Source organism: Natronomonas gomsonensis, from assembly GCF_013391635.1.
Lineage (GTDB): Archaea > Halobacteriota > Halobacteria > Halobacteriales > Haloarculaceae > Natronomonas > Natronomonas gomsonensis_A.
Genome location: NZ_JACAWU010000002.1, coordinates 629688 through 642563 on the forward strand (window position 1 = coordinate 629688; position 12876 = coordinate 642563).

Genomic DNA, 12876 nt, shown 5'->3' on the forward strand with positions numbered 1-12876 from the left:
TCCGTCATTTACTCCTCACCCCACGCGAACAGCGCGCGCAGGTCCTCGCCCACGTCTTCGATGTCGTGGTTCTTCTCGGCGGCCCGCAACTGCTTGTAACTCGGGCGGCCGGCCTGATTCTCGGTAATCCATTCTTTCGCGAAGGTGCCGTCCTGAACCTCCTCGAGGACTTCCTCCATCCGCTCGCGGGCGTGTTCGTCGACGACACGGTCGCCGCGGGTCAATCCGCCGTACTCGGCGGTGTCGGAGACGGAATCCCACATCTCGCTGTTGCCGCCCTCGTACATGAGGTCGACAATCAGTTTCAGTTCGTTGAGACACTCGAAGTACGCCATCTCCCGGGAGTAGCCGGCTTCGACCAGCGTCTCGTAGCCCTGCTTGACCAGCGAGGTGACGCCGCCACAGAGGACGGCCTGCTCGCCGAAGAGGTCCGTTTCGGTCTCCTCGCGGAAGGATGTCTCGACGACGCCCGCCCGCGTACAGCCGATGGCCTTCGCGTAGGCCAGTCCGATGTCGTGGGCTTCGTCGGTGGGGTCCTGATAGACCGCCAGCAGGCCGGGCGTCCCCTCGTCGTTCTCGTAGTTCCGCCGGACGAGGTGGCCGGGGGACTTCGGCGCGACCATGGTGACGTTGACCGACTCCTTCGGCTCGATTTGGCCGTAGTGGATGTTGAATCCGTGGGCGAACTGCAGCGTATCGCCGGGCGTCAGCACGTCCTGTATCTCCTCGTAGACGGCCGGCTGGACCGTGTCGGGGACGAGGACCGAAACGAGGTCGGCTCGTTCGGCGGCCTGCCGTGGCGTCGCCACGTCGAGGCCGTCGGATTCGGCGGCGCTGCGGGAGGAAGAATCCTCACGGAGGCCGACCACCACGTCCACGCCGGACTCGTCGAGGTTCTGTGCGTGGGCGTGACCCTGGCTGCCGTAGCCGAGGACGGCTACGGTCTTGTCGTCGAGTACTGTGCTGTCTGCGTCGTCGTCGTAGTAGATAGTTGCGTCAGTCATGTGTGGGTCTCGTCAACTCGTGCGGTTTCCTCTTCGCCTCGTGCCAGCGCCGCCTGTCCGGTCCGAGCGATTTCTCGGATGCCGAACTGCTCGTAGGCGTCGATAGCGTCGTCTATCTTTCCCTCGTCGCCGGTAATCTGGACCGTAATCGTCCGTGGGCCGGCGTCGAGCGTCTCGCCGCCGTACATCTCCGTGATAGCCTGAACCTTGTCCGGCTCGTCACCGTTGACCTTCAGGATGACCAACTCGCGGGCGACGGGTTCGGCGTCCAACTCCCGGACGTGGACGACCGGAAGCAGTTTGTTCAACTGCTTTTTCGCCTGGTCGATGCCGGGGTCGGGTTCCTCGATGACCAGCGTGATGCGGGAGTAGCCCTCGTTTTGGGTCGGTCCGACGGTTAGCGACTCGATGTTGAACTGTCGGCGGTGGAACAGTCCCGAGACGCGCGCGAGCACGCCGGGTTCGTCCTTGACGTACGCCGAGATGATGGTCCGGCGCGGTTCGTGTTCGGCCTCCACGTCGGGGTCGACGCGGATGCCCTGTTTGTTTCGTCGACCGACCGGTCGGGTGCGCTCTTCGGGGGCCGGGCCTTCCAACCCGTTCCGGTGGACGTTCTGGTTGCGGCTCATAGCTGGTCCTCCGAGAGTGCGAACTGCCCGTTGTCGCCGCCGCTGGGCACCATCGGGTAGACGTTCTCGCCGGGGTCGATGTGGGCGTCGACGACGCTCGGCCCGTCGTAGGCCAGCGCCTCCTCGACGACCTCCTCGACCTCCTCGTAGGTGTCGATGCGGAAGCCGCGTGCGCCGAAGGCCTCAGCGAGCGTGTCGAAGTCCGGAATCCAGGGGTACTCCGAGGCCATGTGGCGTTCGCCGAAGAATGCGTCCTGCCACTGTCGGACCATCCCGATGGCCGCGTTGTTCAACACGACGATGGTGATGTCGAGGTTCTCACGCACCGCGACGGACAGTTCCTGACACGTCATCAGGAACGACCCGTCGCCGTCGAAACAGACCACGTCCTTGTCGGGCGCAGCCAGTTTCGCGCCGATGGTGGCGGGAACGCCGTAGCCCATCGCACCGAGGCCGTGAGACGACACCCACGTGCGGGGCTCCTTGTAGGTCCAGTACTGACAGGCCCACATCTGGTGTTGGCCGACGCCGGTGGTGACGATGGCATCGTCGTCGGTGGCGTTGTCGAAGGCCTCGACGACGTACTGCGGTTTGACCGGGTCGTCTTCGGGCGCAGCGTAGTCCATCGGGTACTCGTCTTTCCACTGTTGGACCTGCTCGCGCCACTCGTCGCAGGCCGGCGAGCGCGGCATCGCCGTCGCCAGTTGTTTGGTGACGGCTTTGGCGTCGCCGATGAGCGGATAGTCGGCCTCGACGTTCTTCGAGACCTCCGCGGGGTCGATTTCGACGTGGATGACCTCCGCGTCGGGCGCGAACGTCTCCAGCCCACCGGTCAGGCGGTCGTCGAAGCGCGTCCCGACTGCGAGCATGCAGTCGGTCATCGTGATGGCCATGTTGGCGTAGCCGGTACCGTGCATTCCGGCCATCTCCAGGGAGAGTTCGTGGTCTTCGGGGAACGCGCCGATGCCGGGCATCGTCGTGACGACCGGAATCTCGTGTTCCTTCGCGAATTCCCGAATCTCCTCGGAGGCTTCGGCCTTGATGACGCCGCCGCCAGCGAGGATGACCGGTCGGTCCGCCTCGGCGAGCACGTCGGCGGCCTCGGCGACCGCTTCGGGTTCGGCCGTCTCCGGCGGGTTGTACGTGTCCGGCGTCTCTGGGGTGCCGGGGTCTTCGCTGGCGTCGCCTTTCGTCACGTCCTTCGGCAGGTCGACCAGGGTCGGTCCCTGCCGGCCGCGTTTGGCCAGCGCGAAGGCGGTGCCGACGTCGGTGCCGACCGTCTCCGAATCGTTGGCGAAGACGTTAGCCTTCGTGATGGGGCTGGTGACGCCGATGGTGTCGGTCTCCTGGAAGGCGTCGTTGCCGACGAACTCCGTGGGGACCTGTCCGGTCAGCGCGATGAGGGGGTCCGAGTCCATGTTGGCGTCGGCGATGCCGGTGACGAGGTTCGTCGCCCCCGGCCCCGACGTGGCCATGCAGACGCCCGGCTCGCCGGAGACGATGCCGTATGCGTCGGCGGCGTGGGCGGCGCCCTGTTCGTGGGCCATCGTGATGTGGTCCATCTCGGAGTGATACAGGGCGTCGTAGACGGGCATGATGGCCCCTCCCTGCACGCCGAATAGGTGTTCGACGCCGGCGTTCTCGAGTGCGCGGACGACCGCATCCGCGCCCGTCTCGATGTCACCGGTGGTCGTTTCGGACGTTTCGGCGTCCTGTGGTGCCTGTGCCTGTTCGCCGCTCATGAGGCGTCACCTCGCGTGCGATACCGTCGATTGCTGTGTCGTGTGTCCATTGTCCTGTCTGTAATCGGCTGAAAGCGATGCGAACCGCGTCGGAAAGAAGGGTGTGTAGGGGCTAGGCCGCCCCTACAATAATCGTCGCGACGCTGGGGGCAAGCGCGAGCGTGCCGAGTCCAGCGGTCGCATTCATTACAGTCGATGTTGTGCCGTGAACCGACATAAGGATTCCGTGTCGCGCGAGCGTTGCCCAACGGTTCGCCGGCGCGGCCGCTCACCGGTCGCTGCCACGGGGCGAAACCGTCCGCGGGGGGCATCCCTATGCGCGAACCTCCTCGCGTCGGACGCCTACCTCCCGGGCCAACTCCTTGAGCGTCTCGAAGGTGACCTTCTCGTCGGCCGCGCCGCGGTCCTTGACCATCCGGGTCACTTCGCGGACCTCGGCGTCGCTCGGGTCGAACCCGGCTTCTTCCAGCCGTTGGCGGACGGAGTGAGTGCCGGTGTGTTTGCCGAGCACCAACTCGCGTGTCGCACCGACCATCTGCGGCGTCATCACGCCCGGCTCGAACGTGTCGGCGTTCTCGATGATGCCGGCGGCGTGGATGCCGGATTCGTGGGAGAAGGCGTTGTCGCCCACGATGGGCTTGTTCGCCGGGATGGCGATGTCGCTTTTGCCCTCCACGAGACGCGCCAGTTCCGTGATGCGCTCGGTTTTGATGCCGGTGTCGACGTCGTACAGCGACTCCAGCGCCATCACGACCTCTTCGTAGGCCGCGTTGCCGGCGCGTTCGCCGATGCCGTTGACCGACACCTGCGCCTGAGCGGCGCCGGCCTCGTAGCCGGACAGCGCGTTGGCGGCCGCCAATCCGAAGTCGTCGTGGGTGTGGACGTCGATGTCGGCGTCCGTGTGCGCACAGACGGTCTCGACCATGTCGTAGAACCGCCGTGGCGTCGCAACCCCACAGGTGTCGGGAATGTTTATCCAGTCCGTCCCCGCGTCGGAGACGCCCTCGATGACATCAATCAGGAACGATTCGTCGGTACGCGTGGCGTCCATCGGCGAGTACATGCAGGTGACACCGGCGTCCTTGACGCGCTCGACGGCCTCGATAGACCGTTCCAGCGCCTCCTCTCGGCTGGTGTGCATCGAATCCTGCAGTTGTACGTCACTCGTCGAACAGAACACGTGTACCATGCCGACGCCGGATTCCAGTGCGGCGTCGATGTCTTTGTCCACGACGCGGGCCAACCCGCAGACTGTGGACGACGTGGCTTCGGCGATGTCCCGTACCGCTTCGAACTCCGCATCGGAGTTCACGGGGAAGCCGGCCTCGATGACGTGGGTGCCCATGTCGTCGAGGACGGCAGCGATTTCGCGTTTGTCCTCGTAACTGAACGAGGTTCGCGGGGACTGTTCGCCGTCGCGCAGCGTCGTGTCGAAAATTCGGGCCTCGCTTATCTCCGAGGTACTATCTAGCGTGCCCTGGAAGAACTCGATCCGCCGCCGAAGGCGACGTATCCTCGTGCTGTGTCATAGCAACTGATGGAGTGTCTTGCAGGTATTTAAATCTACCCTTGCGGCTGGCGATAGCCGGTGCGGGTCACCCATCCTCGCGAATCGCTCGAACCCCGAAACCACCGGACGTAAACGCCTAATACGGGTTCATCCTGCCTTGCATCACTCGTCACCCAACCGTCCGAAACCGCCGTTTAAATAATCGTGAGAATGATATTTGCAGAGAATATTTTAGGAAACAACTAATTCGTCGGCTCGCGCGCGCCGTACAATCGGACAAACATCCACATCGACTCGGCGCCGACTCGCGTGGAGTCGGCCGACCGTAGAGAACGCTTCCTCGCCAATCGACTGTGGGTAGAGGCTGGTACAGCTATTTATCATATCACTAAATATGTGGGTTTAATCATGTTCTGTGTCTTGAGTAAATCCCTTCTTAATTCGCCATACGGAGTTTTACTTCCTGTTTTAAGATACTTGCTCTCCTACACTTACCACATAGGTTATATATTAACAATTGCTTAACCGGACAGGATGGCCGAAGAACCACCCAGCGATAGGCAGTCGGGGTCCGACCTGTCGAGGCGGGCGTACGTGAAGCTCACCGGGCTCGCAGCGACGGCCGTCGGGACGGCGGGTTGTGTCACCGACGACCTGTCGCTGCCCGGCAGGTCCACCGACACGATTCGATACGGGTACGGCGGCGTTCCAATGGTCGTCACCGTCGTCGAGGACGATTCCTCGCTGCCGCCGGCCGTGAGTCGGTGGACGTTCGACGAGGTTGACGGCACGACCGCACACGACGCCGTCGGCGGACTCGACGGCGAGATTCGCGGCGACCCAGTTCTCGGCGCATCAGGCATCAGAGGCGCGGGCGCGTTCGACTTTCGCGACAGCACCGGCAACTACGTCGTCGTCGCCGACGACGCTGCACTTCGACCCCGACAGCAGATGAGCTTCGGCGGGTGGTACAGAACCGAAAGCGGCGCGACGAGTCAGACTGTCCTCCAGAAGGCGGATTCGCTAACCGGCGATGTCGGCTACACCGTCGACGTGCAAACCGAAAACAGCCTGCGAACTCACCTCGGCGTCGACAGCGGGACCGCCCGACTCAACCCCTGGGGCGTCGCGACCCACGACGGCGAGTGGCACCACATCATGCTGACGTGGGATGGTGACGCCTTCATCTGCTATCTCGATGGCGAAGAAATCGCCCGCGACGAATCACAGTCGGGGGAGATTCAGCACTCGACGAACCCGCTGTACGTCGCCCGCGGCGACAACGGCTGGAGTTCCACCTACGAGATGGCCGGAGGTATCGACGACGTTCGCGTGTACGCGACGGCACTGACCGCCGAGGAGGTCGCGGCCCTCTACGACGGCACTGCCGACGCCGACGAGGCAACGCCAACCCCGACGACGGAGCCGACCGCAACGCCAACGCCCACACCCGAACCGACCGCGACGCCAACTCCGACGCCGGAGCCGACCGCGACACCGACTGCAACCGCCACACCCGAACCGACGCCGACAGCGACGCAAACACCCACCGAAACTGCGACACCCGAACCAACGCCGACCCCGACACCAACCCCAGCCGACGACAGCGAGTACGGCCGACTGGGCTACGGCGAAGGCGGCTACGGCGGTACGAACAACTAACACTCTCATGACCGAAAACCACGACTACGACACACCGCAGGAAGGTACCCTAGACTGGCACGTTCCCCTCAACGAGAACTTCGAGCGCATCGACACCGACGTCGAGGTTCGAGACGTACAGGCGAACAGGGACGACTACACGCCGAAGCAGGGAGCGAAGTTCCTCGCGACCGATACCGGCCGCGTCTATCTCGGCGACGGAACCGACTGGAACGAACTCGGTGCCTTCGGCAGTGCCGTCGACAGCAGCATCACCGAAGCGCTCATCAGCGGCTTCGTCGTCGCCCTCGCCAGCGACGCCTCGACGCCACAGTTCGTCGACCCCGACGACACGTCGACGCCCGTCGGTGACGCGATGGAGATACTCGGTGATGGCGGAGGTGGCGAGATTCGGCTTCCGCCGAACCCGGTCTCGGAGAGTGAAACCATCTACCCGTATCCGGATACGGCGATTACGGGATTCGGCCCGACCGTCTCCGAAATCTCGATAACCGAACCCGGAATCGACGGCATCAGGTTCGAGTCTTCTAGCGGCGTCAGCCGCGTGAAACTCGACGGGTTCGGGCTGAACGGTCCCGGATTGAACACCGAATCCGGCGCCGCCATCCGACACAGCGGCGGCGACACACAGGACCTCTTCGTCGGTCGGATGGTGTTTTGGGGCTGGAACAACGCCGTCTACCGCGTCGACGAAGGCGTCGGTCCCTTCCAGTGTCGCCACGACCTGTTGACCATCTACGAGTGCGACGCGGGCAACGAGGCCGGCCTCTTCGAGTTCAACTCCTGGTACGGCCCGGCCAACTGGTTCGGCACCATCGCCGCCTACCCGACCTCGCAGTTCTCCGGGGCGAACTCGACGGTGTTTTTCACCCGGGGTGGCACCCAGACGGTCGATTACCTCACGATGGGCGGCACCTCCGGGACGGCAATCCACCAGACGTGGGACGCCCAGGTCCGGTTCGGGAACGTCCACTGGGAGCCCATCGGGCTGGAGTCGACGCCCCAACGGGTCGTGCTGCTGGAGGGCCACGGCCCCGCCGAAATCGGGAGCGTCAAACACGTCACCGGCGTCGCGGAGTACGTCTACGAACTGGCCTACGACTCGTTCAACGCCAACGCTCCGGCCCGAAAGTGGCTCGGCCCCTACTACGAGCGCGGTGCGGAGGCCGACATCTCCGAAAACGTCGTCAACCTCTCGTCTGCGAACGACCCCGGGATGCAGTCGTTCTACCTCGGCGACCCCGACGACGTGACCGTCACCCACTCCGACACCGACACCGGCGGCCTCCGTGCGCTCGGGACCGCCGGAACCGCGATGGGATAGCGGACTGGACGGGTCTTCTGCGACCCACCCGTACGCGACGACTATCTATATCCGCTCTGCAGTTCTTTCATAATTATGACTCACCCCTCCACGGACGGTGGTACGCCGACGTTCTCTCGCCGTTCGTATCTCACCACCGGCGCCGCAGCGCTGTCGGCCACAGCCGGCTGTCTCGATTCACTTTGGGTGACCAACAGTGACGACACCAGTCAGAACGGCGACGGAAACGGTGGTGGCGCTGCCGTCGAGCGCGTCGACAACGTCGATTCAGCACTGCTCGATGGGAAGATAGTCGTCCTCGCCAGGGAATCGGCGACACCCGGTGGGATCGACCCCGAGTCGACGAACACGCCAATTCAAAACGGCCTCGATTTTCTCGGAGCCAACCGCGGTGGGGAGCTTCGGCTCCCACCCTCCTCCGTCTTCGAACGTGGGGCGATTCGGCCGTACTCCGACACCGCAATCGTCGGCTTCGGCTCCGGCGTCTCGGAGGTTGGCGTCCCACCGAACACCGACGGGGTGCTCTTCGACCGCGAGGCTGGTGTCAACCGGGTTCGACTCGACGGCTTCGCACTGAACGGCCCCGGCCAGGGCGAGCCGTCGGGCGTGGCGATACGCCACAGCGGCGGCGATACACAGGACCTTTCAGTCGGTCGACTGCTGCTGTGGGGCTGGAACGACAGCGTCTATCGCGTCGAGGCCGGGACGGGTCCGTTCCAGTGTCGCCACGACCACCTGACGATTTACGACTGTGACGCCGGGGACGCAGATGGCCTCTTCGAGTTTCGGTCGTCGTTCGGTCCGGCCAACTGGTTCGGCACCATCGCCGCCTACCCGACGGCGACCGAGAGCGGCCGGGACACGACTGCGGTTTTCACCCGTGGCGGCACCCAGCACATCGACCAACTGACGCTCGGTGGTACAGTCGGCCCAGCGGTCCGCCAGACCGGCGGCAGTCAGTTCCACGCGGAGGGTATACATTGGGAACCCGTCGACCAGCAGGCCGTTCCGGCAGCCATCGTTGAACTCCTCGGTCGAGGCCCGGCGACCATCGGGAACGTCAAGCAAGCCACCGGGACGACACGCTACGTCTACGAAGTGGGTACCGACCCCGAACGCGGGACTCCCCCCGCGAGGAAACGTCTCGGGTCGTACTACCGGGTCGGCACCGAGGCACGGCTTTCGGAGAACGTGGTAAACCTCGCTGCGCCGAACGACCTCGACATGCCGTCGTTTTACGACGGGCCGGCCGCGGACGTGACCGTCACCCACGAGCGCCCGGGAACTGGTGGGTTCCGAGCGCTCGGCGACGCCGGCACCGGCGTCGATACGCCCTGAACGTCGCGCACAGCCGCCTGCCCGGAAGACATAAACAGCCAGTAGGAGTTGTCGAAAGAAGAGCAGTGTCGAATCTCACGTTCACCAAACAGACAGCGCCCGTGTTCGATGGCTACTGAACCGCCGTCGCTGGCGTTCGTCTTCGGCACCCGTCCAGAGATTATCAAGTGTGCACCGCTGATTCGGGAGGCAGAGCGCCGCGGGATGCCGTTCACACTCGTCCACACCGGCCAGCACTACTCCCGGGAACTCGACGGCGTGTTCTTCGAGGGACTCGGGCTTCCGGTTCCGGACTACGAACTCCGCGTCGGGTCCGACACCCCCGGACGGCAGACCGGCGCGATGGTGTCCGAACTCGACCCCGTCGTGGCCGAGGTCGCACCCGACGTCGTCGTCGTCCACGGTGACACGAACTCGACGCTCGCGGGAGCGATTACGACCTGCAAACTCGACCCGGAACTGGCCCACGTCGAGGCGGGCCTTCGGAGCTTCGACCGGTCGATGCCCGAAGAGCACAATCGCGTGCTGACCGACCACGCCGCCGATTACCTGTTCGCACCGACCGAGCGGGCACGGCGACAGCTCGCCGAGGAGGGCATCGAAGCCGGCGTCTGGGTCACTGGCAACACCGTCGTCGACGCGGTTCGACAGCACGTCGACATCGCCGCCCGGGACAGCGATGTCCTCGACCGACTCGGCCTCGCCGACCGCGGGTTCCTCCTCTTGACGACCCACCGCGCCGAGAACGTCGACGACGAAACCCGGTTCCGGAACGTCCTCGAAGGCGTCGCGACGGCCGCCGCGGACAACGACCTCGACTGCGTGTTTCCGGCCCACCCCCGGAGCGTCGGCCGAATACGCGAGTTCCACATCGACGTTCCGGCGCCGATTCGAGTGGTCGAACCCGAGGACTTCCTGAGTTTTCTGTTGCTCGAAGACCGGGCGGCGGCCGTCGTCACCGACTCCGGCGGCGTCCAGGAGGAGGCGGCCGTCCTCGGGACGCCGTGTGTGACCGTCCGGGACAACACCGAACGCCAGGAGACGGTCGAAATCGGCGCAAATCGGCTGGCTGGAACCGACCCCGACGCCATCGTACAATCGGTCGCCGAGGCTCTCTCGGCGCCGACCGACTGGGAAGCACCCTACGGCGACGGCCACGCCGCCGAGCGAATCCTCGACGTACTACAGGAGGTGGACGATGGCGACGACTGACGACAGCCGTGGCCACATCGCTGTCGTCAGCCAACAGTACCCCCCGGAACTCGGCGGCAACGCCACCCGCGTCGGTGACAGCGCCCGAGAACTGGCTCGGGTGGGGTGGGACGTGTCCGTTCTCGCGCCGCCGCGGTCGTACCCACCGGAGAACTACCCGCGGACCTGGCAGCGACACGAACACGCCGTCGAGGACGGCGTCGACGTGCACCGACTGTGGAGTTGGCAGCCGACCCGGTCCGACCCGAACGCCCTCGAACGATTGGCCTACTACCTCGTCTTCGCCATCCACGCGACGCTGTGGCTGTTGTACCACCGAAACCGGTTCGACGCCTACCTCTGTACGACGCCGCCGCCGTTCACGTCGCTTCCGGGACTACTTGCCAGCGAACTCACCCGAAAGCCGTTCGTCGTCGACGTGGGCGACCTCTGGATAGACGCGGCGACGAGTCTCGGGTTCATCCGCGAGGCTAGTCTGTCGACGCGACTCACTCGACGGTACGAACACCTCGTCCTGTTGCGCGCCGACCGCGTGCTGACGACGACCGACGAGATGAGCCGACTGCTCGAACGCGGCCACGGCCCGGCAATCGCCCGCCGATTGGTCGTGATTCCGAACGCCGTCGACGTTCGCCGGTTCACGCCCGACGCAGGCGACGGCGACGACGGCCGGAGCATCGTCTACACGGGCAACTTCGGCCACGCCCAGGACCTCGAAGCCTGCGTGCGTGCGATGCAGTACGTCGAGAGCGACGCCCGCCTCCGACTCGTCGGCGACGGCGACCTCCGGGACAGACTCGAATCGCTCATCGAGGAACTCGAAGTGGACGACCGCGTCTCCATCGAGAAGCCGGTTCCACGCTCGGAGATACCGCCGCTTTTGGCGGCGGCGGCCGTCGGCATCGCGACGCTCAAAGACAGCGAGGGACTTCGGTACGCCGTCCCCTCGAAGACCTACGAGTACATGGCCTGCGGCCTCCCCGTCGTCGGGACCGACATCGGCGCGCTGGCGGAACTGCTGGAGGAGTCCGGCGGCGGCCTCGCAGTCGACTCCGACCCCGAAGCGCTGGCGGCTGCCTTCGACCGACTCCTCTCGGATTCGGACCTCCGGGAGCGGATGGGCGAACGGGGGAGAGAACACGTCGAGGCTCGCTACGACCGGCGCGCAGTCGGCGAGAAACTCGATTCGACGCTCACCGAACTCATCGATTCACAGCTATGACGGATTCGAACCACCCGACAGACGAGCGGAGGACCGACCGCGAGGGCGACCCCTACCGGGTGCTCGCCTGTGCGACCCACCACCAGAGCCACGTCTTCCAAGTTCGGGCGCCGTTCAACCACCGTTCGTTGGACGCCATCAACCGAACCGACGCGGACCTCGACGTGGTGGTGCCGACGCCCTTTGCACCGCCGGTCGGCCCACACTCGGAGTACAGCGACGTGCCACAGACCGAACGCTGGGGCACCTACACCGCCCACTACCCCCGATTCCTCTACATGCTGCCGAAAAAGCAGTTCTACCACGTCTCCGGGGACTCGATGCAGAAGCGCGTCTCGAACTACGTCGAGCGGGCCTTCGAGACGCCACACGACATCGTCCACGCCTGCGACATCTACATGGACGGGTACGGGATGTTGCCGTACTGCCGGAAACACGACGTCCCGCTCGTAGTCACCAGCCACGCCGGCGACTTGAAGAACTACGACCGGTTCAACGAGAAGGCACAGGCGCGCCTCCGAGAGACCGTCGAGTACGCCTCCCGCGTGATTACGGTCAGCGAGGAACTCGCCGAGGTCGCCCGCGAGTTGGCCGACCCCGCGAAAGTCGAGACGGTGCCCATCGGCGAGGACCCCAAGAAGTTCCCCACCGACCAACGCGAGGCGATTCGCTACGAACTTGGCGTCGACCCCGATACGAAACTCCTGCTGTTCGTCGGCGCCTACGTCGAACAGAAAGGCATCGAGGACCTCGTCGAAGCCATGGGGCTGCTGGACCGCGACGACGTGTATCTCGCCACGGTCGGCCACGAGGGCGACCTCCGGTGGTGGCTACTCAACAGTCTCGGCGAACTCCCGCATCCCGCCCACTCGTTTTGGCGCCTCGACCCCGTCGCGCTCCGACGGTGGCAGATCGCCGCCGACCTGCTGGTCCACCCCAGTTGGGTCGAAGCCCGGCCGACGGTCATCTACGAGGCGATGGCCGCGAAGACGCCAGTGTTGGCCTCGAACGTCGGCGGCATCCCGGAGATGGTCGCGGACGGCGAGACGGGCGAACTCCTCGAACCGAAAGACCCCGATGCGCTGGCGGCAGCCATCGACCGGCTGCTGGACGACCCCGAACGCCTCCGAGAGATGGGGTCGGCCGGCCACGAGCGCCTGCTCGAACAGGGCTGGACGTGGCAACAGCACGCCGAGCAGGTGACGGACATCCACCGCGACGTGATGGAGTGAC

General features: G+C 65.1%; 10 protein-coding genes. 6 read left to right on the forward strand and 4 right to left on the reverse strand.

Going from position 1 to position 12876, the window contains the following annotated elements:
• Positions 1-8: 8 nt before the first annotated feature.
• From ilvC to HWX69_RS11720, 4 genes are all read right to left on the reverse strand, one after another.
• Positions 9-1004, reverse strand: a complete 996-nt coding sequence (gene ilvC / locus HWX69_RS11705; protein ID WP_178917282.1) for a ketol-acid reductoisomerase — start codon at positions 1002-1004, stop codon at positions 9-11.
• Positions 1001-1633: an acetolactate synthase small subunit gene (gene ilvN, locus HWX69_RS11710; RefSeq protein WP_178917283.1), complete on the reverse strand. Its 633-nt coding sequence runs from the start codon at positions 1631-1633 to the stop codon at positions 1001-1003. Before ilvN ends, ilvC begins: the two co-directional genes overlap by 4 nt.
• Entirely contained in the window at positions 1630-3375 is a 1746-nt protein-coding gene (ilvB, locus tag HWX69_RS11715; RefSeq protein WP_178917284.1) for a biosynthetic-type acetolactate synthase large subunit, read from the reverse strand. Before ilvB ends, ilvN begins: the two co-directional genes overlap by 4 nt.
• A 313-nt stretch (positions 3376-3688) precedes the next feature.
• Entirely contained in the window at positions 3689-4888 is a 1200-nt protein-coding gene (locus HWX69_RS11720; protein ID WP_178918334.1) for a homocitrate synthase/isopropylmalate synthase family protein, read from the reverse strand.
• A 531-nt stretch (positions 4889-5419) separates the two neighbouring features.
• On the opposite strand from HWX69_RS11720, the gene HWX69_RS11725 reads away from it, so the two are divergent.
• The 6 genes from HWX69_RS11725 (at position 5420) to HWX69_RS11750 (ending at position 12875) form a co-directional block, all read left to right on the forward strand.
• Positions 5420-6547 carry a LamG domain-containing protein gene (locus tag HWX69_RS11725; protein WP_178917285.1) on the forward strand — a complete coding sequence of 376 codons (1128 nt, stop codon included), beginning with the start codon at positions 5420-5422 and terminating at the stop codon, positions 6545-6547.
• A gap of 7 nt (positions 6548-6554) precedes the next feature.
• Complete coding sequence (locus HWX69_RS11730) at positions 6555-7871, forward strand: hypothetical protein (RefSeq protein WP_178917286.1); 1317 nt, start codon at positions 6555-6557, stop codon at positions 7869-7871.
• Between the two features lie 75 nt (positions 7872-7946).
• Complete coding sequence (locus tag HWX69_RS11735; RefSeq protein WP_178917287.1) at positions 7947-9209, forward strand: hypothetical protein; 1263 nt, start codon at positions 7947-7949, stop codon at positions 9207-9209.
• A 108-nt stretch (positions 9210-9317) separates the two neighbouring features.
• A complete protein-coding gene (gene wecB, locus HWX69_RS11740) occupies positions 9318-10421 on the forward strand; it encodes a non-hydrolyzing UDP-N-acetylglucosamine 2-epimerase (RefSeq protein WP_178917288.1) in 1104 nt (367 codons plus the stop codon).
• The gene (locus HWX69_RS11745) at positions 10408-11643 is read left to right on the forward strand and encodes a glycosyltransferase family 4 protein (protein ID WP_178917289.1); all 1236 of its coding nucleotides are present in this window, start codon (positions 10408-10410) and stop codon (positions 11641-11643) included. Before wecB ends, HWX69_RS11745 begins: the two co-directional genes overlap by 14 nt.
• The gene (locus HWX69_RS11750; protein ID WP_178917290.1) at positions 11640-12875 is read left to right on the forward strand and encodes a glycosyltransferase family 4 protein; all 1236 of its coding nucleotides are present in this window, start codon (positions 11640-11642) and stop codon (positions 12873-12875) included. The genes HWX69_RS11745 and HWX69_RS11750 overlap by 4 nt, the downstream gene beginning before the upstream one ends.
• Position 12876 lies beyond the last annotated feature (1 nt).

What these genes read in the sequence shown, in the direction of transcription:
- ilvB (WP_178917284.1), bottom strand. Translation starts at nt 3,375, where the DNA reads ATGAGCGGCGAACAGGCACAGGCACCACAGGACGCCGAAACGTCCGAA.
- HWX69_RS11725 (WP_178917285.1), top strand. Translation starts at nt 5,420, where the DNA reads ATGGCCGAAGAACCACCCAGCGATAGGCAGTCGGGGTCCGACCTGTCG.
- ilvN (WP_178917283.1), bottom strand. Translation starts at nt 1,633, where the DNA reads ATGAGCCGCAACCAGAACGTCCACCGGAACGGGTTGGAAGGCCCGGCC.
- HWX69_RS11750 (WP_178917290.1), top strand. Translation starts at nt 11,640, where the DNA reads ATGACGGATTCGAACCACCCGACAGACGAGCGGAGGACCGACCGCGAG.
- HWX69_RS11745 (WP_178917289.1), top strand. Translation starts at nt 10,408, where the DNA reads ATGGCGACGACTGACGACAGCCGTGGCCACATCGCTGTCGTCAGCCAA.
- ilvC (WP_178917282.1), bottom strand. Translation starts at nt 1,004, where the DNA reads ATGACTGACGCAACTATCTACTACGACGACGACGCAGACAGCACAGTA.
- wecB (WP_178917288.1), top strand. Translation starts at nt 9,318, where the DNA reads ATGGCTACTGAACCGCCGTCGCTGGCGTTCGTCTTCGGCACCCGTCCA.
- HWX69_RS11735 (WP_178917287.1), top strand. Translation starts at nt 7,947, where the DNA reads ATGACTCACCCCTCCACGGACGGTGGTACGCCGACGTTCTCTCGCCGT.
- HWX69_RS11730 (WP_178917286.1), top strand. Translation starts at nt 6,555, where the DNA reads ATGACCGAAAACCACGACTACGACACACCGCAGGAAGGTACCCTAGAC.